Here is a 24,251-nt window from a genome sequence, read left to right as displayed (position 1 = left end):
CATGTCCCGATTCCTCCTCCGCCGGGTCGCCTTCTACCTGTTCACCGCGTGGATAGCGATCAGCTTGAACTTCCTGCTGCCCCGGCTGATGCCGGGCGACCCGGCGGAAGCCCTCATTTCCTCGATGTCGCAGCGGCAGCCGCTGCTGCCGGAGCAGGCCGACGCGATCAGGGCGATGTTCGGCGGCACCCAGCGCCCGCTCCTGGAGCAGTACTTCACCTACCTGAACAACCTGTTCCACCTGGACATGGGCGTTTCCACCTCCTTCTACCCCCAGCCGGTGTCGGAGGTGGTGGGTGACGCCATCTGGTGGACGATCGTGCTGGTCGGCACCACGACCGTGCTCGGCTTCCTGATCGGCACCGGGCTCGGCATCCTCATCGGCGGCAATCCGGGCGGCCGGCTCGACTCGGTGCTGACGCCGGTCTCCACTTTCCTGGGGGCGCTGCCGTACTTCTGGGTGGCTCTGCTGACCGTCATGATCTTCGGGCTGAACCTGCAGTGGCTCCCGGTCAGCGGCGGCTGGAATCCCGACATCCCGCTGGGGTTCACCGTCGAGTTCGTCGCCAGCGCCGTGGAGTTCGCGATCCTGCCCGCGACCACGATCTTGCTGTCGTCGTTCAGCGGGTGGATGTTCGGCATGCGCAACATGATGATCACCACGGCGTCCGAGGACTACGTGCTGCTCGGGACCGCCAAGGGCCTCAAGCCGCGCGCGGTGCTGATGAACTACCAGGCGCGCAACGCGATCCTGCCCAGTGTTGCCGGATTCGCCACCGCGATCGGCGGGGTTGTCGGCGGGTCGCTGCTCGCGGAGATCGTCTTCGCCTATCCGGGGGTCGGCACGCTGATGTTCAAGGCCATCGGCCAGCTCGACTACCCGCTCATGCAGGCGCTCTTCCTGGTGATCTCGCTGTCGGTGCTCGGCGCCAACTTCATCGCCGACTCCGTCTACGGCCTGCTCGACCCACGCACCAGGGAGGTCAGGTGAAAAGCGCCAAGGTCACGGCGGGCGTCTGCATGATCGTCTTTGTCGTGCTGGTCGCCGCCTTCGGACCGTTCGTCACCGACGCCATGGGACTGTCGGCTACCCACCTCGACACCGCCAACCCGCTGGCGCCGCCGTCGGCCGCGCATCCGCTCGGCACCACGCTGCTCGGCGAGGACGTGCTGGCCCAGCTCGTCGTCGGCGCCCGGACCTCACTGCTGGTCGGCCTGGTCGCCGGGACCATCGCGGTCGTGCTGTCGGTGCTGGTCGGTGTAACGGGGGCGTACCTGGGCGGCAAGGCCGACGCCACGCTCACCTTGATCACGAACGTCTTCCTGGTGATCCCCGGCGTGCCGCTGCTCATCATCGTGGCCAGCTACGTGCGCGGCCAGGGCGGCTGGCTGCTGGTCGCGCTGATCATCGGGCTCACCGCCTGGCCCTGGGGCGCGCGCCAGAAGCGCGCCCAGACGTTGTCGCTGCGCAACCGCGACTTCGTCATGGCGGCCGAGCTGAGCGGCGAGAAGAAGTGGCGGATCATCGTCTTCGAGCTGATACCCAACCTGCTGCCGTTGATCTTCACCGGTTACCTGGGAGCGGTGGTCGGGTCGATCTTCGCCGACGCCGGGCTGGCCTTCATCGGCCTGGGCAACATCAACATCACCAGCTGGGGCTCGATGCTCTACTGGAGCAACAATGCCCAGGCGCTGGTGCTCGGCGCATGGTGGTGGTTCGTGCCGCCGGGAGCGCTCATCGCGTTGCTCGGCACCGCGGCCGGTCTGGTCAACTTCGGCATCGACGAGCTCACCAACCCCAAACTGCGCAACGCGACGCTGAAGGTGGCCAGATGACACCACTGCTTGAGGTCACCGGCCTGAACGTCGAGTACTACGACCCGCAGGCACCCGTCCGCGCGGTCAACGACGTCTCCTTCACTCTCGGCCGGGGCGAGATCCTCGGTGTGGCGGGTGAGAGCGGCAGCGGCAAGACCACGCTGATCACCGCGTTGCTGAGGCTCGATCGGCCGCCCGCCCGCGTGACCGGCGGCCGGGCCATGCTGGGCGACGTCGACCTGATGAAGGTGCCGCAGGACCGGCTGCGATCCATGCGGTGGGAACGGCTGGCGATCGTCTTCCAGAGCGCGATGAACGCCCTCAATCCGGTGCACCGGCTGGAACGCCAGTTCGTCGACGTCATCCGCGAGCACCGCAAGGTCTCCAAGGCCGCGGCGCGGGAGCGGGCCGCACACCTGCTCGGCCTGGTCGGCATCCCCGCCGACCGGCTGCGCGCCTTTCCGCATGAGATGTCAGGCGGCATGCGCCAGCGCGCCACCATCGCCCTGGCGCTGGCGTGTGACCCCGAACTGGTGGTGATGGACGAGCCGACCACCGCCGTGGACGTCGTCATGCAGCGCCAAATCATGCGGCAGATCATGCGCCTGCGCCGCGAGCTGGGATTCGCCGTCATCTTCGTCACCCACGACCTGAGCCTGCTCATCGAGATGGCCGACAAGATCGCCATCATGTACGGCGGGCGGATCGTGGAACTGGCCCACGCCAAGGACCTCTACCACTCCCCCAAACACCCCTACACGCGGGGCCTGCGCGACTCCTTCCCGCCCCTGCACGGGGAACGCAGACAGCTGCGCGGCATTCCCGGCTCGCCACCCGACCTGCGGAAGGCATCCGCGGGGTGCGCGTTCGAGCCTCGGTGCGCCGTCCGGATGGAGGCATGCGGCTCGACCGTGCCCACCCTTCTCGACCTCGACGGGCGGCAGGTCGCCTGCTTGCTGCACCAGGGAGCCGACCATGAGTGAACCAGTGCTGGAGGCCGTGCACGTCAGTAAGTCCTTCCCGGTCGGGCGGGGCAAGGCCGTGCACGCCGTACAGGATGTGAGCCTCAGCCTGCACGCGGGCCGGACGATCGCGCTGGTGGGTGAGAGCGGCAGCGGCAAGACGACCCTGGCGCGCATCCTGGCCCGCTACTACCCGCCGACCTCCGGCGCGGTGAAGCTGCACGACGGCGACGGCGCCACCTACTTGCGGCAGGTGCAGCTGATCTTCCAGGACCCGTTCGCTTCACTGAACTCCGTGCACCGCATCGGCTACATCCTGGGCCGGGTGTTGCGCATCCACGGCCACGCCCGCACCAAGGCCGCGGCCCGCGAGCAGGCGGCCGAACTGCTGCGCAGGGTGAACCTGCCGGAGGCGTTCCTGGCCAAGTTCCCGCACGAGCTGTCGGGCGGACAGCGGCAGCGGGTCGTCATCGCCCGTGCTCTCGCCGTACGGCCCCGCGTCCTGCTGGGTGACGAGCCGATCTCGATGCTGGACGTGTCGATCCGGCTGGACATCCTCAACCTGCTGGCCCGGCTGCGCGATGAGGAGCAACTGGCCATGCTCTACATCACCCACGACATCGCCAGTGCCCGCTACTTCGCCGACGAGATCCGGGTGATGTACGCGGGGCAGATGATCGAGGGCGGCCCCACCGACGCGATCACCGAGACCCCCAAACACCCCTACACCCGGCTACTGCTCGCCTCCGCCCCCGATCCGGATCGGACCACCGAGGACAGCGACGAAGATCTCGGCGAGCCGCCCAGCCTCATCGACCCGCCGCCCGGCTGTCGTTTCCATCCGCGCTGCCCGGTCGCGATGCCCGTCTGCGCCGAGCGTTTCCCGCCGCGCAGCGAGCAGGGCGACGGGCATTGGACGCACTGCTGGCTCCACTCCGCCGAGGAGGATGCGTGAAAGACCTCGCCGCCCGCTGCCTGATGGCCGGCATATCCGGCACGTCGCTGACCGGCGAGTTGCGCGGGCTGCTGGAGGGGGGACTCGGCGGCGTCATGCTGTTCGAGCGTAACGTCTCATCCGCCCAGCAGTTGTGCTCGCTCACCGACTCCGTACGCGCGGCCGGGCCCGGCGCCTTGATCGCCACTGACGCCGAAGGCGGCGTCAACACCAATCACCTGGCTGCGGCGGGCCTGCCGCAGGGCGAGGGCAACCGGTCGCTGGGCGCGCGCGACGATCTCGAGTACACCCGGGAGGTCGCGCGGGAGCTCGGGATGATCGTGGGCGGGCTGGGGCTGAACGTCGTTTTCGGGCCCTGCGCGGACCTCGGCTCACGGCCGGACAACCCGATCGTGGGTGCGCGCTCGTTCGGGGCCGATCCTGAACTGGTGGCCCGGCATACGCTCGCCTATGCCACGGGGCTGCGGGAGGCGGGGATCATCGCCTGTGCCAAGCACTTCCCCGGGCATGGCGGCACCACCAAGGACTCGCATCTGGAACTGCCGGCCGCTTCGCTGAGCGACGACGATCTCGTACCGTTCCGGGCCGCGGTGCGGGCCGGGATTCCCATGATCATGACGGCCCACGTGCGGTATGCCGGGTATGGCGATGCGCCCGCGACGCTCAATCCGCTGCTGGTGGCCCGGCTGTTGCGGGAGCAGATCGGATTCGCGGGCGTGGTGGTCACGGACGCGCTGGAGATGCGGGCGATCAGTGACGCCTTCACGCCTGGCGAGGCGGCCGTGGCAGCGCTGGCGGCGGGCGTGGACCTGGTCCTGATCGGGGATCAGGCGGTGGACATCCCACAGGTCAGGGACGCCATCGTCACCGCTGTCGCGCAGGGACGGCTGGCGCAGGGACGAGTGGAGGAAGCGGCCTCGCGGATCCTGTCGCTGACGCCGTGAAACACGGGGACCGCCGAACATACGGCGCGAAACCCGGGAAGCGCCCAACGACCCAGACAGTACTGCACGCAACCCTGGACACGGATCAAAGGCAGTAGGAATAGACGGCGATTAGCCAGCATATGGCGGCAGCCGTACCAAGAAAGGCTTTCTATGCATTTCGGGGCGAACTACACCCCCGCACGGGGATGGTTTCATCATTGGCTGGATCTTGATCTCGCCGTGGTGCGGAAGGAATTTGAGCAGATCGCCGAGCTAGGGCTCGACCATGTCCGGATATTTCCGTTGTGGCCGTTGTTGCAGCCGCATCGCGGGTTGATCCGCCGCAGCGCGATCGACGACGTGTGCCGTGTGGTGGACACAGCCGCGGAAGCGGGCCTGAACGTGCAGGTGGACTTGCTGCAAGGGCACCTGTCGAGCTTCGACTTCTACCCGACCTGGCTGCAGACCTGGCATGAGCGCAACGTCTTCACCGACCCGGACGTGGTGGAGGCCCAGGTGGAGCTGGTGCGGACGGTAGCGACCGCACTGGCGGACAAGCCCAACCTGCTCGGCCTGACGCTGGGCAACGAACTGAACAACCTGGTCGCCCACAACCCCGTGGCGGCGCCGGAAGTGGACGCGTGGCTGGACAGGCTGCTGGCAGCCTGCCACGAGGGCGACCCCGGACATCCGCACGTGCACTCAGCCTACGACGCGGTCTGGTACAACGATGAGCACCCCTTCACCCCCCAGGCCTCGACGACCAAGGGGGCGATGACGACGGTCCACCCGTGGGTGTTCTCCGGCGATTGCGCGGGACGTTACGGACCACTCGCACCGGAGACCACGCACCTGGCCGAGTACGTGGTAGAGCTGGCCAAAGCCTGGGCAGCCGACCCCGGCCGCGCCGTTTGGGTGCAGGAGGTGGGTGCGCCGGAGCCGCACATCCCGGCCGAGCACGCCGCCGAATTCGCCACCAAGACTCTGCACAACGTGCTCAGCTGCACGCAGGTGTGGGGGCTGACGTGGTGGTGCTCACATGACGTCAGCCGCGAGTTGCTGGACTTCCCTGAGCTGGAGTACACCCTCGGGCTTCTCGCCAACGACGGGACGGAGAAGCCACTGGCCGCCGCCTACCGTGCGGTGGCCACAAAGGATCACCTTCCCGCGGTCCGGTCCCAAGCACTGGTGTTCGATGGCATACGCTCGTCGTCCGCGCCGGGCGGGGCTTTTTTCGAAGCCTGGATGGCGCGGGCGGCGGCGGGGGAAAGGGTCGCCATTGCACTCGCCGATCGGGCTGACGATTCTGACTATCTCGCTACTCGCGGCATTCTGGAACTCTCATGACACCCCCGCGGCGACAACCTCACGCCGCTTTGGGTCAGGCATTGTTTCGTAAAGGCCGTTGCGGCACCAGGTGGAGCGACGGCCATGGCCGAAACGGCGAAGTCGGCACACGTTTCTTCCTTGAGACGAACCTTGATTCGCCAGCGAGAATCCATTCATTTGTTTTCACATCCCAAGCTCCTTCAATGTTCGAGGATCGATTCGAAGCGGCACAGATACTTCCGCCACCTTGGTGCTCGTTGACATCGATACCCCCTCGCAGTCCCTGATCTCCCGGATGACTCGCAGAAGAATGGCTGTGTCGATCGACACCCAGTCGCTCGCGGAGCTCATACTCTTGCCGTGCTGGCGATGGAGGCACGTTTGTCGGGTGGCCAGGCGGCGGGGAATGGCCGCGATCGTCAGGATGGCCAACAGATTTTCGGCGGGTGGGAACGTACTGGGCTCCCAGGCGTCCACATCGTTGACGGTCACTTGCGACCATCTGCGGCAGCGTGTCGTGATCCGTGTGGTCGGCGACGTCTACGTCACCAGCGCCATCCTCCTGGACGAGGTGTTGCTCAGGAGGCGACCGCGAGCGCATGCCTCATCGTCGACTTCGGCGCGATGTCCTTCCTGGTCACTAGCGGCCTGTCGGTCCTCCTGCGCGCCCACCACTACGCCGTCCGGCAGGGCACGATGCTGTGCCTGGCGGCGCCACCAAACCGGCCGCTACGCCTGCTGGCCGTCACCGGAGCCCTGTCACACCTGCACGTCGACCTCACCGTGCACGACGCCATCGAAGCCGCCGCAGCAGCCCGAACAGCGGGAGAGGGAGGGGACCGCGCGCGGCCCACCGCATACGGTCCCCTCCCGGCGGCGGAGGCCAGGCCGCGCAATCACCTGGACCGGCTCAGCACCCGCCTCGGACGCAACACGCCGCCTGGCACGCGCACCCTTCACCCCCTTGCCGCCCAGCCTGTGCGGGGTCAGGTGCCGCTGGCCGAGGTGTCGAGGTGGACGGCGCTCAGTGCCTGCTGCAGCGATGGGTGGGTGTGGAACAGCTGGCAGGTGCCGGTGATCTGCAGGAGACGCAGGACGCGCTCATGCGGGGAATTCGGCTACTTCCATGACATTCTGATCACTCCCCACTGGGAGTTCACAACTGCTGAGCTCCCGAAGGCGTTCCGTATCGCGTTCGACATCCGTCGTGAGCTCCGCCGTACTTGTAGGCAAGATTCTAAGGAGGTTCGGTTGTTCAAGATGATGCTGGCAAGCACCGTTGTGGTGGCGTTGCTGGTCGGATCCGCTGTCCCCGTTCATGCCTCGCGCACCGAGAATTACGGTGAGTACTCGCGCATGTCAGTGCGTAGCGCGGGCCAGTTCTGGGCTGACGGCAAGGCGGCCGGGCAGTGGGCATGGAAGCCGCAGTCATCGACCACGTCCGGCATCAGCTGGGGAGACCCGGCTACCTGGCCGCCGGATTCTTCCGAGACGTTCATCCGCGAGGGCGACTGGGTGATGCTGGACGGCTGGGCCGACAACGGCACCTATTACAAGCTGCGGATCACCAAGGAGCAGATCGGCGACGGGCGTTGCCAGAATCTCCAGACCCTCGCTACCACTGGACGGCAGCACTATGTGAAGTGGGACATTCCTTCGCAGCCGTACTGTCTGAAGGCCTGGGGCACGCTCACCGAGGAGTCGTCCGGCAAGGTCGTCAGCTTCGGCCACACGCAGATCTGGTCGCCGCCCGCCCCCTGCTCCAACCCGCACTATGGGACGCAAACCTGCATCAAGCAGTGGGAATCCTGGTGGGATGACCAGAGCGCGCCCGGCAAGCCGATCACCCGCAAACTCGAACGCGACCAGTACATCGCCCGTGACATCGGGATGGCCTTCACCATCATGCAGTACTACCCGAAGCAGTGGCGCGCCGACCTCCGTTCCCACTGGATCTGGTGACCATCGCGGGCTACACGCCCCGACGCCACGGCGAGCCCGCCCGCGGCCGCCGTTCGGCCCGCCACGGCGTCCCGGATGCGATCGCCCAGGACCCGGTTGACCTCAGCCGCTGGGCCTGACCCCCTTTGCAGATTCTTGCAGGCAGACCCCCGGCCACCGGCCTGGCCTGAACCCTTACCGAGCGGGGATCGCGCTTGTAGTTCGTCTAGATCTGTCCCGTCGCAAGGGATCACCGACGCCACGGGAGTCACCCGCCATCGGGCGCGCCTGCGCATTGAAGGCCGAACGCGGCCCGGGCCGCCCATGGACATTGTGCCGGCGGGGCAGTCTCGGCGGTCGACGAATCCCTGTGTGATGGACTGCACGGTGTGGGGCAGCGTGGTGACGCTGGATAGCTGCTGCAGCGGGGCGCAGAGCACCAGCACCGACAACTCGCCTGACCGGCCGAAGGAGGCGCTGACGTACATGCCGGTCCCGTCGGGGATTGGTGTCATGCCGGTGATCCGCCCGGACGCGCTGGCTGCGGTAGCGCCGCCTGTCACGACCTGCGTGCCTGGCGGGCACAGAACAGTTCCGCGAACAATGCCGGCTCTATCCAGAGGGAAGCGCCGGTTGACCTCCTGATACGTCGTTGGCGCCAGCCTTGCGGGGGCATGTGTCTGTGCTTGCTTGCCGCTGCCGGTCGCAGCCGAGGCTTTCAGGAAGCGGTGGTTGCCCGCGACCTGGACCGGCAGGAGAACTGGGCCGCTGACAGGGCTCACCCCGAGTTGGCTTGACGCGGACGTCGGCAAGACCGTCAAACGCGGCCGCACCCTCGCACGAAACAATCCGGAGGATGGCTGACGTGTCGTTTCATGGTGCTCTCCTGGCCTGGCGGGATCAATCCCCTGTCCGGCACCACGTGCCGACGCGCGCATCGACCATCTCCTGGAAGTCGGGGCACTGCTCCAGTGGTTCGTGGGCGCACATCAGCAGGTGGCTCAGGTACGTCTGCGCTGCACCCAGCCGTTCGATTTGGTCGCCGATGGCGTTGATCCGGTCGCGCACGGTGTGGCGCCAGTCGCTCGTCTCCTGATCGGTGAGGAGGCGCGAGATGTCGCCGATGCTCAGCATTCCCGTCTCGCGCCACAGGTGGACCAGCGCGATCCGCCGGATCTGGGCGGCGTCGTAGAAACGCTGCCCGTGGCGGCGATGCGGTGTGAGGAGTCCTTGGCGCTCCCAGTAGTGCAGGGTCGAGAGCGGGATTTCGAGGCTGTCGGCGATGGTCCGGATCGAAAGGATCGAAGGCAGTCCCCGATCCTCAGATGAGGGTTCCCGCCGGTCGGCGGCCATGGCCGGGGGCTCGGTCTCGGCCTGGGGGTGCTCCTTGGTCCTGTCGAACCAGACGAAGGTCCGCCGGTCGTCGTCCGCCTGCGCGGAGGCGGCTGGGGTCATGAGGCTCGCCGTCCCAGCCGGTGCGTCGGTGTGGTGTCCGCCGCCTGCTTGGCCGTAGCCTGCCTGAGCGCCGCCGGCCTGGTCATGGTCGGCCTGGGCTTCGGTGAGGGCGAGCCAGATCTCGGTGAGGCCGCGCCACAGCCGGCGCGGGGCGACGTGCGCCCGGATCTGCGGGTGGGTGGCGAGCCAGTCGTGGATCGCGGCGTTTACGTGCGCGGCGTCATCCTCGAAGACCAGGCGCAACGCCGGCTCGCTGCCGTCAGGTGGACAGGTGCGCGCCACGTGGTCGAGGAATTCGAGCAGATCGAGGACGTAGCCGAGGTTCCCGTCCCGATGAGGGGGCGTGGCCCACTCGTGAGGTGCGCTCCGTATCGCGGTCAGCAGGTCGGCACCACCGAAGCGGCCGGCACCACCGAATCGGCCGGCGCCGCCGAGGCGCTCACCGGCGTCGGGGCGGGGCGTGGGTGGCCGGCCCCGCGAGCCGGCGGCGGGGGCGGCCTTCGCGTGCAGCGCGATCACGTTCACCGGCGGGGCGAGATACAGCCCGACGACCTCGACGACCTCTGCCACCAACGCGGGAGCCGTGGCGAACGCGAACGTCCCCGAGCCCCTGGGAGAGATGCCCGCGTCACGCCACGCCCGGGCCACGGTGGCGGCGCCGATGCCGAGGCGGGCCGCGAGCAGCCGGCTGGACCAGCGCGTGACGCCCAGGCTCTCGGGTGGCGGCCTGAGCGTCGCCGCGACGATCTCCCGATGATCGAGGCGGCGCGGCCGTCCCCGCCGAGGCCGATCGTCCAGACCGGTCAGCCCTGAGCTGTCGTAGTGCCGGCGCCACGCGCTGACGGTCTTTCTGGTCACGCCGAGCCGCTCGGCGATGGCGTGGTTCGTCATCCCGTCGGCCGCCATCAGGACGATCTTCGCCCGTCGGGCGACCCGTGCGGGGACGCCCTGGTCGCGGCTCAGGGCCGCGAGCGACGCGCGGTCATCCTCCCGCAGGACCGGCGCGGCGGCCGTCCCGTTCCGCATGCCTCACCTCTCCGCGCCTCATGGGTAATGACTAATGATACGAAGCGTATGTCCTGGCTGAACGGCGGCGCCGGGAGGCCGCTCGCACGCCGGGGCCCGAGCTCGCAGGCGGCTCCGCGCCGCCGTCGGCGGAGCTGGGCGTGTACGGCAGCCGGCGGGTGCGGCAGGCCAGTACGCGATCCGCAGTCGCGACCTTCCCCACGGGCGAGTTGCACTCAACCCGAGTTGAGAAATGAGGCTTACCTAACAGGGCTGTGGGCGCGTGCTCACGGCGGGGTGACGCCTGCAGGAGGGTGCGATGTTGACGACCAACACCGATGCGAGCGCCGAGACCGGCCTCGGTCCGGGTGACCTGGTCGGTCTGGGGTCGGTTGATGGGACCATGCTCGGCCTGGTCGGCGGCAAGGCGGTCGGCCTCGGCGTGATGACGGCCGCCGAGTTCCCGGTGCCCGCCGGGTTCTGCGTCGCGACCGCCGCGTACCGGAGGTCGGTGTCCCTCGACGGCGTGCTGGAGGAGTTCGACCGGGCGACGACGGAGGAGGACCTGGTAAGGCTCGCGGGCGACGCGCGCCGGCGGATCATGAGCGCGCCGGTGCCACCGGACCTGGCCGAGAGCGTCGCGGCCGCCTACCGGCTGCTGGCCGTTGAGAAGGCCCCGGCCGTGGCGGTACGGTCGTCCGCGACGACCGAGGATTTGCCCGAGGCCAGCTTCGCCGGGCAACACGACACGTACCTCGATGTCCGCGGCGTCGGCAAGGTGCTCGACGCCGTCCGCCGGTGCTGGGCATCGCTGTGGTCCGACCGCGCGGTGCTGTACCGGGCGGCGAACGGCGTCGATCAGCGCGAGGCCGAGATCGCGGTGGTCGTGCAGGTCATGGTCGAGGCGCGGCACGCCGGTGTGCTGTTCACCGTCGACCCGATGAGTGAGCGGCGTACCGAGATGGTGGTCGAGGCGGTGGCCGGTCTCGGTGAGGGCCTGGTGTCCGGCACCGTCAGGCCCGACCAGTACCGGATCGGGCCTGGCGCCGTCAGCGTGCGGGGCTCCGGTGAGCTCAGCCGCGCTCAGTTGCGGGAGCTCTGGGCGCTGGGCCGGTGCCTGGAGGAGCTGTTCGGCTCGCCGCAGGACATCGAGTGGGCCTACGACACGTCCGGGCGATTGTGGATCACCCAGTCCCGACCGATCACCACACTGTTCCCGGTGCCCGAGGCGGCTCAGGAGCGGCCGCGGGTGTATTGGTCGCTCAACGCCTACCAGGGCCTGACTCAACCGTTCACGCCCATCGGCGCCTACCTGATCCGGCTGCGGCAGATGTCGTTCCAGCCAGGACTGGCCGGGTCCGGCATCGCCCCGCAGATCCCCGGCGTGCACGGCTGGCTGTACTGGGATGTCACCGACGGCGCCTACAGCGACAGCCGCCGCGCCCGGCTGGCCCATCTCATCGACGCCTTCACCGCCCCGGCCGGGCGGGCGCTGCTCGATCACGCCGACGAGCTGCGACCGTCGTCCGGAATCGATCCGCTGGCCTGCGCGCCGCCCCGCGAGCACCGCGCACACTGGTGGCGCGTCGTCTACGCGCTCGCCTTCCCCCGGGCCGCGCGGGCCGGCATCGTGGCCAGGTCGGAGAAACTGGTGAGCCGGTACGCCGGCCCGGCGCGGGCGAGCGCGGAAGAGCGGCTGGACTTCGTCGAAAGGGTCGCGCCCGAGGTCGCGCGCATCGAACTGGACCTGCCGCGCGAGTACGCCGGGCAGCGAGCGGCGCAGATCGGCTCGCGCCTCCTGTCCCGCGTGGCCGGCGAGGCCGAGATCAACGCCGTCTTCCGCGGCGTCCCCGGCAACCCCACCACCGAGATGGACCTCTCCCTGTGGCGGCTGTCGCGGCGTATCCGCGACGACGCGGCGTGCGCGGCGCTGTTCGCCGAGCACGATCCCGCGCGACTGGCCGCCGGCTACGCGGCCGAGACCCTTCCCGAGACCCTGCAGCAGGGCGTGTCCCGGTTCCTGCGGGAGTACGGGTTCCGGGCCCGCGCGGAGATCGACCTCGGCGTGCCCCGCTGGTCGAACGATCCCGAGCCGGTCTTCGCCATGCTCGCCACCTACCTGCTGACCACCGACCCCGCCCAGGACGCCGAACGCTACTTCACCGACGCGGCGCACGCGGCGGAGAGGACACTGCGCGAACTCGTCGGACGGCTGCCTCTGCGGCGCCTCCCGCACGCTGTCGCGGCCGGGTTCATGCTCCGCCGTTCCAGGGCGCTGCGCGGACTGCGCGAGCACGGCAAGGTCTACCTGATGCGCGGGTACGCCCACATCCGCGACCAGCTTCTGCTCATCGGCGAGGACCTGGTCCGGCACGGCAGGCTCACCCGGCGCGAGGATGTGATGTTCCTCGTCCCCGCGGAACTGCGGTCAGGGCTGGGCGGTGAGGACCTGCGGGCGACCGCCGACGAGCGGCGGGCTCGATACGAGCGGGAGTGCAGGCGGCCACGGGTTCCGTCACTGGTGCTGTCCGACGGGCGGGCCCTCGAACTGCGCGGGCAGCCTGCCGGGGACTCCTCCGGCCAGAGCCTGCGGGGCCTGGCCGCCGCGTCCGGCGTCGTGACGGCCACCGCGCGCGTCGTCCACGATCCGAACGCGGTGCAACTCCAGCCCGGCGAGATCCTGGTCGTCGCCGCCACCGACCCCGGGTGGACGCCGCTGTTCCTCACCGCGGGCGCGCTGGTGTCGGAGACGGGTGGCCTCACCTCGCACGGGACCACGGTCGCCAGGGAGTACGGCATCCCCGCCGTCGTCGGGGTCAGCGACGCGACCCGCGTCATCCGCACCGGCGACAGGATCACCGTCGACGGCTCCGCCGGCACCGTCACCATCCACCACGACTGACGAGCGGGTCATCCTGTACGGCTACTGCCACTCGCCTATGGAACGGACCCAGCTCGGCTATGTTGTCGCCGCGACGGAGTGGCGCATCGCTGGGCATGGTGGGCCGTGTACATCGACTTACGGAATCGCGATCAAGGACCATGCGCCCGCTCTGCATGATTACCATCCGTCACCGCTTCACGGAGTTTGATCCAGATCCACTTGTCATCGACAGAACCAGTGGGGTGAACGGTGCGGGTCATGGCTTTGTTGAAGGCAGCTTGACAGCAGGAGGGTGTTGTCGGGCGAGGGTGGCCAGGGTGCGGCCACCCAGTCGCATGCGAGCTCACTCGCGCTGCGGTCCTGTGTTCAGGGCGGTCATGAAACGGGTGAGAAGCGGGCCCATATCCCCGGCCCGCCAGACCAGGTGCAAGGTGGTGGCGGTACCCGCGAGTCGTCGAGCCGTCACGCCATCTCGGTGCAGCACTCGATAGGAGTCGGCCATCACGGCCGCGCCGAACCCGGCGGCGACGAGCGCGAGGATGGTCTGGACGGTCCGGCCCCGTGCGCCGACGCGCGGTACGATCCCGGCGTGGTGGCACAACGAGGTGATCTCGTCGTGCGCGTGGGGCGCGGATTCGCGTGGCCACAGCACCAGGGGGATCTCGCTGAGTACGGATACCGGTGCCGGTTCACGGGTCGTGGCCAGGGCATGCCCCGCCGGCAGGAAGAGGGTCAACGGCTCTCGCGTCCAGACTCGTGTGGCGAGACGGGCGTCGCGGACCGGCAGCCGCTGCACGGCCACGTCGAGGCTTCCGTCCAGGATGCCGGCCGACATCTCGGCGTCGTCGAACAGCTCCACCAGGGACAGGTCGACGTCGGGAAGTTCCGCTCGCAGCCGGCCGAGGGCGCCTCCCAGCACGCCGTTGATGCCCGATCCGGCGAACCCGACCGTCACCCGGCCGGTCTTGCCTTCGGCGGCCAGCCGTACGTCGTGCAGAGCGGCTTCTGCTTCGGCCAGCATGCGCACGGCTCGCCGGAGCAGCGCCGCGCCGGCCGCGGTGGGAGCGAGGCCTCGGCCGGTGCGGACGAACAGCTCAGTATCCAAGCGTCGTTCCAGGTCACGCAGTTGCCGGCTCAGGGTCGGCTGGGTCAGTCGCAGGCGGCGAGCGGCTCCGCTGATGGATCCCTCTTCGGCGATCACCACCAGGTAACCCATCACCCGCACATCCATCCATGCCTCCACAGCATGGATGGTATATCGATCGATGCCTTGCAGTAGGCGGGTTGGGGTCCTCGGGGGAAGAATGAAGCCGTCCCGCTGTTCTGAAACGCCGGAGTCGTCGTGAAACACCTTGGAGTCCTCGCTCACAGCACGGGAGGAGCCGCCCTTTGCTTCCTCACCTTCTGCGAGGAGGGATTTCGCCGGACCGGTCGCAACGAGCATCCCGACGTCGCCCTGGACTACGTCGCCTTCGGGTACAGCATGCCCGCCTGGGAGAGCGGAGATCACGCGACCGTCCGGGCCACCCTGGCCACCAGCGCGCGGCGGCTCGCCCGGGCCGGCGCCGACTTCTTCGCCTGTCCGGACAACACCGCCCACATGGCTCTGGAGGTGCCGGGACCGGACCTCCCGCTGCCGGGTCTCCACATCGCCGAGGTCGTCGCGGACCAGGCCGCGGCCGAGGGGCGTACCCGTGTCGGCGTGCTGGGCACCACGTACACGATGGACGGCCCGATGTACCCGCGGGCGTTCGCCTCCCGTGGGATCGCCGCGGAACTGCCGGACGCCGACGACCGTGACCTCGTCAACGAGGTGATCTTCAAGGAGCTGGTGAACGGTGTGATCAGCGATGCGTCGCGCCAGCAGTACCTCCGCGTCATCGAACGGCTGGCCGGCCGGGGCTGTGACGCGGTCGCGCTCGTCTGCACCGAGATCCCGTTGCTGATCACGCCCGATGTTTCGTGCCTGCCGACGTTGGATTCGACCCGTCTGCTGGCCCGTGCGGCCTACGACGTCGCTGTCGGCGAGCGTGCGATGCCTGATTGGCGCGGTGGACCTCGATGAGCCCGGGAGGCCGCGCGACCTTCTCCCATCCCGAACGGCGCCTCGAGGCGCTGGGGCTGAGGTTGCCGGAGGTCGTGCCTCCGGTCGCGGCCTACGTGCCCGCCGTACGCAGCGGTGATCACATCCACATCTCGGGCCAGGTGCCGCTGCGGGAGGGGCGGCTGATCGCGACCGGCCGGCTCGGTGACACGGTCAGCGTGGAAGTCGCCTACGAGTGCGCGTGTCAGTGCGCGCTGAACGCGCTGGCGGCGCTGAAGGCGGAGATCGGCGATCTGGCGGCGGTGGCCCGCGTGGTCAAGGCCCTGGTGTTCGTCGCGTCGACGCCCGGTTTCACCCGGCTCCCACAGGTCGGCGATGGGGCGTCGGACCTGCTCTGCGAACTTTTCGGCGACGCCGGACGGCATGCCCGCTCGGCGGTCGGGGTGTCGGCGCTGCCGCTGAACTCCCCCGTCGAACTGGAACTTCTGATCGAGATTCGCCGACCGGCACGCGGCTGAGCCCGCGAATCCCCGGAGCCCCCGGCCGCCGGCCCGTGGGGACGGCAACACCTTTCCGTCACAAGGGAGCGCGTACGCATGCCCGTGAAAGTCCCGGCGGCGATCGTCGGTTCAGGCAACATCGGAACGGACTTGCTCTACAAGTTGCGCCGATCCGAACTCGTCGACCCTCGCTTCATGATCGGAATCGACCCGGGCAGCGAGGGCCTGCGGCGGGCCAAGGACCTGGGTGTCGAGGTGTCCGCGGAGGGCGTCGACTGGCTGCTCAGCCGATCGGACCGGCCCCCGTTGGTCTTCGAGGCGACCTCGGCGAAGGTACACGCCGCGGCCGCGCCACGCTACGCGGCCGCGGGGATCACCGCGATCGACCTGACACCCGCGTCGGTCGGCCCCTGGGTCGTCCCCGCCGTCAACCTCGACGATCACCTGCAGGCGCCGAACCTCAACATGGTCAGCTGCGCGGGGCAAGCCACCATCCCCCTCCTGTACGCGATCGACCAGGTCGCCGACGTCTCGTACGGCGAGATCGTCGCCACCATCGCGAGCGCCGGTGCGGGTCCGGGCACTCGGCGCAATCTCAGCGAGTTCAGCGAGAAGACCGGACAGGCCCTGACCGCCGTCGCCGGGGTCGACGAGGCCAAGGCGTTCTCGCTGATCAATCCTGCCGAGCCGCCCATGGTCATGCGCGACACCGTGTACGCGAGGGTTCGCCGGTCTGACGCCGAGCGAATCGAGCAGGCCGTAGGAGACATCGTCGCCGAAGTCCAACGGTACGTGCCGGGTTACCGGCTGCGATTCCTGGAGGTCGACGGCAACCTGGTCACCGTCATGGTGCAGGTGGAGGGCGCCGGCGATTTCCTGCCCGCCTACGCGGGCAATCTCGACATCATCACCGCCGCCGCGATCGCCGTCGCCGAACGGATCGCGGAGAAGACCCTGGGAGCCGCCCGATGATCACTCTCGTGGACACGAGCCTGCGCGACGGCATGAGCAGCGTCTCGCACCAGTTCACACCCGAACAGGTCGGCGCGGTGGCCGGTGGCCTCGACCGGGCGGGTGTCCGGGTCATCGAGGTCGCCCACGGCATCGGCATCGGCGCCTCCTCGATCCAGTACGGCTTCGCCGCCGCGACGGACGTCGCGTATGTACAGGCCGCCGTCGCCGCGGTGGACAGAGCCGACATCGCCGTGTTGTACGTGCCGGGGATCTCGACGCTCGCGGCCTTGGACGCCATCCGCGACGCCGGGGCGAGCACGGTACGGGTCGCCACGCACTGCACCGAGGCCGACTGCGCCGAGCAGCCGATCCGCCACGCCCGCGAGCAGGGCATGCGCGTCATGAGCTTCCTGATGATGAGCCACAAGCTCGAACCGGCGGCACTCGCCGAGCAGGCCGCCAAGCTGGACTCCTACGGCGCGCAGGTGATCTACGTGGTCGACTCCGCCGGGGCGCTCGTGCCCCGTTCCGCCGGAGCCCGTGTCGCCGCGCTGCGCGACGCGGTCCACGCGGACATCGGCTTCCACGCCCACAACAACCTGGGCGTGGGCATCGGCAACACGCTCGCCGCGGTCGAGAACGGCGCGACCTACGTCGACGGTTCGCTCCGAGGCCTGGGAGCCAGCGCCGGCAACGCCCAGACGGAGGCGCTCGCGGCGGCGCTGGAACGTTCCGGTCACCACCCGGGAGTCGACGTCCTGGCCCTGATCGAGGTCGCCGAACACCTCCTCGCGCCGTTGATGACCGAACCGCAGATCATCGACGAGACCGCGCTCCTGCTCGGCTACACCGGTCTCTACTCCACCTTCTTCCACCCGGCGAAGCGCGCCGCGGACAAGTACGGCCTACCAGTGCGCACGCTTCTCCTGGAACTGGCGCGACGCGAGGTCATCGGAGGCCAGGAAGACATGATCATCGACGTGGCGGCGGAGCTGTCGAGCCGAGCGCGAGGCGCGTGAACGATGAAGCCCTCTGAGGTCCGGGAGGCGGCGGCCGCGCTGCTCCACGCCCACCGGTCCGGCCTACCGATTCCTCCCCTGAGCACCACCTATCCCGGCGCGACCATCTCCGACGCCTACCGGATCCAGCAGCAGCAGGTGCGGTCCTGGACCGAGGCCGGAGACCAGGTCCGCGGCCACAAGATCGGCCTCGTCTCGGCCGCCATCCAACGGCAGATGGGCGTCCACGAGCCGGACTACGGCCATCTGACCGCGAGCATGTTCCACCCCGAGCACCGGCCGATCCCCTACCGCGGGTTCATCCAGCCCCGGATCGAGCCGGAGATCGCCTTCGTCCTGGGCGCCCCTCTCCGGGGACCCGGCGTGACCGTCGACGACGCCATCAGGTCGGTGCGATACCTGCTGCCGGCGCTGGAAATCGTCGACTCCCGGATCCAGGACTGGAAGATCTCGATCGTCGACACGATCGCCGACAACGCATCATCCGGGGCGGCGATCCTCGGAAGCACGCCGATCGATCCCGCGGACGCCGACCTGCGATCCGCGAACTGCACACTGATCAGGAACGGCATAGCCACCGAAACCGGCAGCGGAACGGCGGTCCTCGGTACTCCGTTCAACGCACTGGCCTGGCTGGCCAACGCCATCGGTGCGCTGGGGGTGTCGCTGGAGCCAGGCCAGGTGGTGCTGTCCGGCTCCATCACCAGGGCCATCACGATCGCGCCGGGCGACAGCGTCACAGCGGACTTCCCCGGGATCGGCCGAGTCACGGCAATCCTGGCTGAAGAAGGCTCGTCCTGACATACGACTTGGGTCGTGGGATCGAGACCCGCGTGACGCGAGTGCAGGCCCGCGCCCACGCCGCGGACGCCCGCGGCGACGACACTCTGGAGCGCGGCGCGGAAGCATTCAACGTCGCCGCGCTCATCCTCCGCGACGGCGGCCACCCCGCCCTTGCACGAGACTTGTGCTGACAGCACACCCGTGCCTTCCTCGCCGGCGGCCGTTCGCCATCCCGGCAGCCAAGATGGCCCTGCAGCCACTGATCAACCTCGGCAGGCTCCTGCCCGCGACGGCGTTTCCCGACAGAAGACTGTGTGCAGCTGAAGTCCAAGGTCGAATCGCTCACGGCGATCAAAAGCCACTCGAGCGTCTCCCGCCGCGAATTCTGGAGAGGCACTCCCTGACCGATACCTGTGATCAGGCCGCTCAGGGGATGCGCCGTACGGTGTCGGTGACCTTGCCGTCCTTCATCTCGGCGGAGAGCTTGAACGAGCGGGACTTTACCTCGGTAGAGAACCAGCGGACGCCGCCTGGGCCGCCCGCCGGGCCGAGCGGAAGCTCTGCCGAGGTGCCGTCCGAGTAGCTGATGCGGATCTTACGCACTCCGGTCCCCGCGAAGCCGATGAGGACGTTGTCGCTGGGCAGGCCGAGCTCCAGCACGTCATGCATGATTGTCATCGGCGCCCGGCCGTACTCCGGCTTCCAATCGAAGGTCCCGCCGCCGCCACCCACGATCTCGGCCCGGCGGGAGAGCACGCGGAGCGCGGACGTGAAGGTTCCGTCCTGCAGTCCGGCGCTCATGGCCCAGGCCCGTTCGACGTTCCTGCCGTCCGTGACGACACGCAACGGACGGTTCTCATCGTCGGTGGGCGGGAACAGAAGTTCGGGAGGATACTCCAGGATCTGGCCACGCGCCCGCTCGACGGCTTCAGGGCCAGCCGGGCGCAGACCTCGTACGAACGCGTCCACCACGTGGTCGGCCAGACCCAGCGCGGACACCTTGACGATCACGCCGTTCTCCCGCCAGAGCCGGACCTTGGGCGTCATGAGGACCCGGTCCTGGTGCACCCAGTCCATGCTGAGCGATCCGCCGGACAGCAGGTCGCCACCCGCCAGGCCGGTGGTGCCGCGGATCTCCCGAGGCTCTCCCATGACGGTGGCACCGGCGAGAACCGCCATGCCGGCATCGCCGGGCAACTGGCTGACGGAGACTCTGGCGCGCGCCTGCCGGTTGGTCCAGACCTGCTCCGTTCCGCCGAGTTCAGCCTGCCAGTTGCCGACCGGTAGCGAACCGGTCTTGACGAGATCCAGTCCCCGCGGCAGATAGGCGGCGTCGATCCGGGGCCGCCGCAGATCCTCTGCCACTCCGTTGGCCGCCCTGATCAGTTCGGCATCCGACAACCCGTGGCCCAGCACCGCGAACGACTCGAAGTCCTGACTCGTCTTAACCGGCCAGGTGATCCAGCGGTGCTGTCCCGCTCCGCCCATGGTCGCCTCGTGCTTGTCCAGCTTGACCGGCTTGCCAACGTGCGGCTGCTCCCAGTTGTACGGCTGCTCCCAGTCCTCCGACTGTGTTACCAGGACGGCCAGGGTCCTGTCGCCGGGTGCGTCACCTTCCGCGTACGCCGTGACCGGATCCCGCTCGGCGTCCGATGTGACGATCTGCTCCAGATGGAGGTCTCCTGGCTGCTCCGGCAGAAGCAGCGCCGCAGCGGCCGCCACGTCGCCGCCGCATCCAGTGCCCAGGACGATGAGTGCAGCCGCCACGAACACGCGTAAGGATCTCATCCCTGCTTTGACGCGATCTTCCGTGCGCGAGTTCTCCCTGCCGCGGGATTCTCTTGCCTGAATCAGGCCGTACGCCGTCTGACGACGTCATGCCTGAACCTCACAACGGCGAGCCTGTAGTCACAAAGCGAGAGCTGTGCTCGGATGCGGAATGATCGAGACCGCTCCGATGGTCTGTTTCGGGCTCAGCGTGATCCGACGGTCGTTGCCGCGGGCGGCGACACCGATGTTCGCCGGCGCGCAACCTGCTCCAGCACACGCCGATCCGCTTCGCTGACAAACAAGGGCCGCCTAGGCCTGCCGCCCTTCGCCATACAGACATCGTACTAACTTCTTAATCGAATTAACGACTCAGAACACTAGGTAGTCGTTGAGGTAGGTTGCCAGGTCAGCGGCCAGCCGGTGGCGCCGGTCTGCCGGCCGGTGCTGACCGCGGCCACGAGGCTGAGACGCTCGGCGTCGAACCAGATCAACGCTGCTGCCCAGTCAAGGCGGTCAGCGCGGTGCCGGCGGCCCGCGTCCGGTGCAGGTGGTCCTCCAGCAGCCGGCGGATACAGCCCCCGGTGGCTACCGCGGATTGATCGGGGTCAGCGGAGGGGTTCGTGCCTCGATCGCCTCGGCGGCGTCCAGGCACAGGTCCTCGCGGAAGCGCGGCCCGATGATCTGGACGCCCTGAGGCAGCCCCTCAGCCGCTCCCGTGGGGACGGCCACCGCCGGAAGCCCCAGGAGGTTGACGGTCCACGCCATGCGCAGGGACGCCGGCCACCGAGCGAGCCGGCCTGTGTCGAGGTCGGATCCCACTGCGAAGGCCGGGCTGGTGCAGATCGGCGCGAGGACGAGCGGAGCCTGGCTCATCCACGCCATCCAGGCACGCGCGATCGCGGCGCGTTCCATCATGGGATCGAAGGTCGCCTGGCCGGCCGCCCGGTTCCAGTGCGGCTCGTACTCCGCCCAGAAACGGACGAACCCCTCGGAGGCCACCGACTCGACCGCCGGTTGCACTTCGTGCACCCGGCCGTACGCGGACAAGAGCTGCGTGTAGATCTGTCCGGCCCGCACCAGGTCCGGGGCCCGGCTCTCCGTCACGACGTACCCCGCGTCGGAGAGTCGCTCCGCCGCCTGACGCAGGGCGTCCGCGACGCTGGGGTCCAGATCGGGGCCGTCCGGGTCGGTGGCGAGCCAGACTCTTATGGGTACGGGAACCAGGGGACCCTGCAGGGGCACCGGCGCGTGCCAAGGGTCGCCGCCGTGGTCCGCGCACATGTGGGTGAAGGCCAGGCGCAGGTCCCGTACGCTCCGGGCGATCGGCCCGTGGACGGCCAGCAGTTGGAATCCGAACGGCGTCGGCTGCGGCGGACGGCCCGCGCCGGCCGGCAGGCCGACCTGGGCCACGCGCCCCAGCGAAGGCTTCAACGCGGCGACGCCGCAGCACTGGGCGGGCCAGCGCAGGGAGCCGCCCCCGTCGTTGCCCAGCCCCACCGCCGCCATGCCCGTCGCCACGGCCACGGCGTCGCCGCCGCTGGAGCCGCCGGGCGTGTGCGTAGCCGACCACGGGTTACGGGTGGCGCCGTGCAACTCGTTGTCGGTGTGCCAGCGCATGCCGAACTCCGGCATGTTGGTTCGCCCGATCGGGATGGCCCCGGCCGCGCGCAACTCGGCGATGTGCGGCGCGTCCGCGGCGGCGGCCGCGTCGCGCAACGCGACGATGCCCAGCGTCGTGGCCGATCCCGCGACGTCGATGTTCTCCTTCACGGTCACCGGGACCCCGCACAGCGGGCCGGCCGGCGTGCCTGAGCCCACGGCCCGGTCGGCCGCGTCCGCCGCCTGCAGCGCCTGCTCGGCCAGGACCGCGGTGACCGCGTTCACCCGGGGGTTGACCTCGGCGATGCGCCGCAGATGCGCCTCGACCACCTCGCGGCTCGACACCGTGCGAGCTTGGATTTGCCGTGCCAGCTCCCAGGCGAACAGCTCCCATATTTCCGACATTGCGCCCCTTCTCCGTTGCCGTGCCGAGGAATCTAGGGGGCATCGTCACAAAATTGCAGTCTTGTGCTTACGGACTGTGTCAGCCGCCCAAATATCGAGACGCCTATCCACGTTCGGGACACCTGTTTACAGCTCACGGCACAGTGTCGTCGCAGGCCCGGAATGCCGGCAGCAATGCCTGAGGGTTCCCGAGCCGGGACGTGCGACCAGCGGGCTGATCAGCCTGGGCTGCCACAACCCGGCCCTCATCCTGCGCGCCGACGGCACCGTGCACGAGGCCGGCCGGCCCGGCCACCTGCTGGGCCTGTTCGACCAGGTGGACCTGCACGCCGAACTGGTGGAGCCGGCGCCGGGTGATGCGCTGCCGCTCTACACCGACGGCGTCACCGAGGCCCACCGCCGCGGCCCGCAGGCGGCCATCTGGGGCATGGCGGCGCTGGCCGATGCGCCGCCCAGGTACTGGACCGCCTCACCGCCGGCATCACCGGGCATGCCGGAAGCTATCGCAGCGACGACGCCACCATGCCGCTGCGTCTTCCCCCAACTCGTGAGGGTCCGACATGAACGCGTCACCGGTAGCGGACTGGCCGCAAAGCATGCACGACATCTGCGCAGGCATCGGCCGCCTGCACGAGAGCTTGCTACAGACCGGCGCCGAGAGTCTGCTGACACTGGATGAGCTCCAGCAGGCCCTGGCCGACCTGCACGCCCAAGCACGCGACCAGGCCATCACCGCCGCCCGCGCCGACGGGCTGCCACTACGCCGGATCGCCACCGCCGCCGGCTGCTCACACGAACAGATCCGCCACATCCTGCGCCGCCGACCACCATGGGCCCATCGGCGCGCTGGAGACCTTCGGGCTCCAATACAACTCGGTGTAGGCGCGGTTGAGCAGCTTGTGGTTCTGCAACGCCAGGGCGAAGCGGACCAGATCAGGAGCCGAGGCGAAGCCATTACCTCCACCGGATCCGATGAACCCCCGTGCCGAGTTGGTCCCCGCCACCCCGAGTGTGCCGCCCTTGTCCAGATGCCGGACACCGTCGATGCGCGAGCCGTCCTCCTGCAGCATGTACGGGTGCGCGATGCGCTCATCCTTCAACCACTGCGGTGTGGTGTAGTACGCCGAACGTTTCATGCCCGCGGGCAGGAAGATGTGCTTGCGCACATACTCGTGGAACGGCATGCCGGAGACCTTGGCCACGATCTCGCCGAGCACCTCATAGCCCGTGCTGGCGTACTCCTTTTTCGTGCCGGGGACGAATCTCAGCCTCTGCTCCCGCGTCTGCTTCGCGAGTTCGGCCAGCCGTTCCTCGACGCTGTTGAAGATCCTCTTGTCGACGTCACTGTTGGTTGGATCGCTCATGCCGCCGGTATGGGTGAGCATTTGGTGCACCGTGACGTCGCCGACGTCTTTGGGGAAGCCGTCCAGGTAGGTGCTGAGCTTCTCGTAAAATTTGATCTTTCCCTGCTGGGCAAGCTGTACGATCGCCAGGCCGGTGAACGGCTTGGACGCCGACGCCAGGGCGTAGACGGTGTCCTTGACGTTGCGGATCTTTCTTTCCTTGTCGGCCATGCCGTACGCGCGCGACAGGACGGGACGACCATGATGGGCCACCAACACCGTCCCCGAGAACTGGTCCTTGTCAGCCAGCTCCTTGATAAAGGTGTCGAACGCCCCGCCCGGCCGTATGGCCTTCTGGGGCCGCAAGGCGGCTTGGGCGGGTTCTGCGGCTCCCAGCCCGATGCTCGCAGCCAGCGGAACCGCGCCGAGCAGCCCCAGCGTCGAACGCCGGGACGGGTGGTTTGTCATTGGCTGGTAGCCGGTCAAGAGACCCTCCTTCTACGCGCCGGACTCGGGTCCGGCTGTGGTGGAAGGAGATACCACCGGACCGGGTGTTACC

At 68.8% G+C, this 24,251-nt stretch carries 22 protein-coding genes; 16 read left to right on the top strand and 6 right to left on the bottom strand.

The window, feature by feature from the left end:
• The first annotated feature begins 1 nt into the window (after position 1).
• The 6 genes from ACFWYW_RS29460 to ACFWYW_RS29435 all read left to right on the top strand — a co-directional run bounded on the left by ACFWYW_RS29460 (position 2) and on the right by ACFWYW_RS29435 (position 6,008).
• Positions 2-991 (top strand): ABC transporter permease, encoded by a 990-nt coding sequence (locus ACFWYW_RS29460; RefSeq protein ID WP_379616108.1) that lies wholly within the window; start codon positions 2-4, stop codon positions 989-991.
• Positions 988-1,836, top strand: a complete 849-nt coding sequence (locus tag ACFWYW_RS29455; RefSeq protein ID WP_379616106.1) for an ABC transporter permease — start codon at positions 988-990, stop codon at positions 1,834-1,836. Before ACFWYW_RS29460 ends, ACFWYW_RS29455 begins: the two co-directional genes overlap by 4 nt.
• Positions 1,833-2,801, top strand: a complete 969-nt coding sequence (locus ACFWYW_RS29450; protein WP_379616104.1) for an ABC transporter ATP-binding protein — start codon at positions 1,833-1,835, stop codon at positions 2,799-2,801. Before ACFWYW_RS29455 ends, ACFWYW_RS29450 begins: the two co-directional genes overlap by 4 nt.
• Positions 2,794-3,735, top strand: a complete 942-nt coding sequence (locus ACFWYW_RS29445; RefSeq protein ID WP_379616102.1) for an ABC transporter ATP-binding protein — start codon at positions 2,794-2,796, stop codon at positions 3,733-3,735. Before ACFWYW_RS29450 ends, ACFWYW_RS29445 begins: the two co-directional genes overlap by 8 nt.
• Positions 3,732-4,679 carry a glycoside hydrolase family 3 protein gene (locus ACFWYW_RS29440; protein ID WP_379616100.1) on the top strand — a complete coding sequence of 316 codons (948 nt, stop codon included), beginning with the start codon at positions 3,732-3,734 and terminating at the stop codon, positions 4,677-4,679. The genes ACFWYW_RS29445 and ACFWYW_RS29440 overlap by 4 nt, the downstream gene beginning before the upstream one ends.
• Positions 4,680-4,832: 153 nt before the next feature.
• Entirely contained in the window at positions 4,833-6,008 is a 1,176-nt protein-coding gene (locus ACFWYW_RS29435) for a cellulase family glycosylhydrolase (RefSeq protein ID WP_379616098.1), read from the top strand.
• 165 nt (positions 6,009-6,173) lie between these two features.
• Here ACFWYW_RS29435 and ACFWYW_RS29430 read toward each other — a convergent pair whose 3' ends face one another.
• Positions 6,174-6,482, bottom strand: coding sequence for a hypothetical protein (locus tag ACFWYW_RS29430; RefSeq protein WP_379616134.1), 309 nt, complete (start codon positions 6,480-6,482; stop codon positions 6,174-6,176).
• On the opposite strand from ACFWYW_RS29430, the gene ACFWYW_RS29425 reads away from it, so the two are divergent.
• Complete coding sequence (locus ACFWYW_RS29425; RefSeq protein WP_379616132.1) at positions 6,372-7,952, top strand: STAS domain-containing protein; 1,581 nt, start codon at positions 6,372-6,374, stop codon at positions 7,950-7,952. The genes ACFWYW_RS29430 and ACFWYW_RS29425 overlap by 111 nt on opposite strands.
• A complete protein-coding gene (locus tag ACFWYW_RS29420; protein ID WP_379616096.1) occupies positions 7,949-8,071 on the top strand; it encodes a hypothetical protein in 123 nt (40 codons plus the stop codon). Before ACFWYW_RS29425 ends, ACFWYW_RS29420 begins: the two co-directional genes overlap by 4 nt.
• Before the next feature lie 760 nt (positions 8,072-8,831).
• On the opposite strand, the gene ACFWYW_RS29415 is transcribed toward ACFWYW_RS29420, so the two are convergent.
• On the bottom strand, positions 8,832-10,412 hold the full coding sequence (locus ACFWYW_RS29415; RefSeq protein WP_379616094.1) for a MerR family transcriptional regulator: 1,581 nt from the start codon (positions 10,410-10,412) through the stop codon (positions 8,832-8,834).
• Positions 10,413-10,710: 298 nt separating this feature from the next.
• On the opposite strand from ACFWYW_RS29415, the gene ACFWYW_RS29410 reads away from it, so the two are divergent.
• Positions 10,711-13,293 (top strand): PEP/pyruvate-binding domain-containing protein, encoded by a 2,583-nt coding sequence (locus ACFWYW_RS29410; protein ID WP_379616092.1) that lies wholly within the window; start codon positions 10,711-10,713, stop codon positions 13,291-13,293.
• Between the two features lie 325 nt (positions 13,294-13,618).
• On the opposite strand, the gene ACFWYW_RS29405 is transcribed toward ACFWYW_RS29410, so the two are convergent.
• Entirely contained in the window at positions 13,619-14,518 is a 900-nt protein-coding gene (locus tag ACFWYW_RS29405) for a LysR family transcriptional regulator (RefSeq protein WP_379616090.1), read from the bottom strand.
• Between the two features lie 99 nt (positions 14,519-14,617).
• On the opposite strand from ACFWYW_RS29405, the gene ACFWYW_RS29400 reads away from it, so the two are divergent.
• The 6 genes from ACFWYW_RS29400 to ACFWYW_RS29375 all read left to right on the top strand — a co-directional run bounded on the left by ACFWYW_RS29400 (position 14,618) and on the right by ACFWYW_RS29375 (position 18,766).
• Positions 14,618-15,340, top strand: a complete 723-nt coding sequence (locus tag ACFWYW_RS29400) for an aspartate/glutamate racemase family protein (protein ID WP_379616088.1) — start codon at positions 14,618-14,620, stop codon at positions 15,338-15,340.
• On the top strand, positions 15,337-15,837 hold the full coding sequence (locus ACFWYW_RS29395; RefSeq protein ID WP_379616086.1) for a RidA family protein: 501 nt from the start codon (positions 15,337-15,339) through the stop codon (positions 15,835-15,837). The genes ACFWYW_RS29400 and ACFWYW_RS29395 overlap by 4 nt, the downstream gene beginning before the upstream one ends.
• Before the next feature lie 78 nt (positions 15,838-15,915).
• The gene (locus tag ACFWYW_RS29390; protein WP_379616084.1) at positions 15,916-16,791 is read left to right on the top strand and encodes an acetaldehyde dehydrogenase (acetylating); all 876 of its coding nucleotides are present in this window, start codon (positions 15,916-15,918) and stop codon (positions 16,789-16,791) included.
• Positions 16,788-17,792 (top strand): 4-hydroxy-2-oxovalerate aldolase, encoded by a 1,005-nt coding sequence (gene dmpG, locus ACFWYW_RS29385; protein ID WP_379616082.1) that lies wholly within the window; start codon positions 16,788-16,790, stop codon positions 17,790-17,792. The genes ACFWYW_RS29390 and dmpG overlap by 4 nt, the downstream gene beginning before the upstream one ends.
• 3 nt (positions 17,793-17,795) lie before the next feature.
• Positions 17,796-18,593, top strand: coding sequence for a 2-keto-4-pentenoate hydratase (locus ACFWYW_RS29380; protein WP_379616080.1), 798 nt, complete (start codon positions 17,796-17,798; stop codon positions 18,591-18,593).
• 32 nt (positions 18,594-18,625) lie between these two features.
• On the top strand, positions 18,626-18,766 hold the full coding sequence (locus ACFWYW_RS29375; RefSeq protein ID WP_379616078.1) for a hypothetical protein: 141 nt from the start codon (positions 18,626-18,628) through the stop codon (positions 18,764-18,766).
• A 235-nt stretch (positions 18,767-19,001) separates the two neighbouring features.
• Here ACFWYW_RS29375 and ACFWYW_RS29370 read toward each other — a convergent pair whose 3' ends face one another.
• The gene (locus ACFWYW_RS29370) at positions 19,002-20,363 is read right to left on the bottom strand and encodes a hypothetical protein (RefSeq protein ID WP_379616076.1); all 1,362 of its coding nucleotides are present in this window, start codon (positions 20,361-20,363) and stop codon (positions 19,002-19,004) included.
• Positions 20,364-20,930: 567 nt separating this feature from the next.
• Positions 20,931-22,349: an amidase gene (locus ACFWYW_RS29365; protein ID WP_379616074.1), complete on the bottom strand. Its 1,419-nt coding sequence runs from the start codon at positions 22,347-22,349 to the stop codon at positions 20,931-20,933.
• Here ACFWYW_RS29365 and ACFWYW_RS29360 point away from each other — a divergent pair.
• Positions 22,249-23,028, top strand: a complete 780-nt coding sequence (locus tag ACFWYW_RS29360) for a SpoIIE family protein phosphatase (protein WP_379616071.1) — start codon at positions 22,249-22,251, stop codon at positions 23,026-23,028. The two genes, ACFWYW_RS29365 and ACFWYW_RS29360, sit on opposite strands and share 101 nt — an antisense overlap.
• 109 nt (positions 23,029-23,137) lie before the next feature.
• Here ACFWYW_RS29360 and ACFWYW_RS29355 read toward each other — a convergent pair whose 3' ends face one another.
• A complete protein-coding gene (locus ACFWYW_RS29355; RefSeq protein ID WP_379616069.1) occupies positions 23,138-24,178 on the bottom strand; it encodes a serine hydrolase domain-containing protein in 1,041 nt (346 codons plus the stop codon).
• Positions 24,179-24,251: the final 73 nt, after the last annotated feature.

This window comes from Nonomuraea sp. NPDC059023 (assembly GCF_042740095.1).
Taxonomy (GTDB): Bacteria; Actinomycetota; Actinomycetes; order Streptosporangiales; family Streptosporangiaceae; genus Nonomuraea.
Note: the sequence above shows the minus strand (reverse complement) of the source record. Positions and strands in the feature narration are given on the sequence as shown.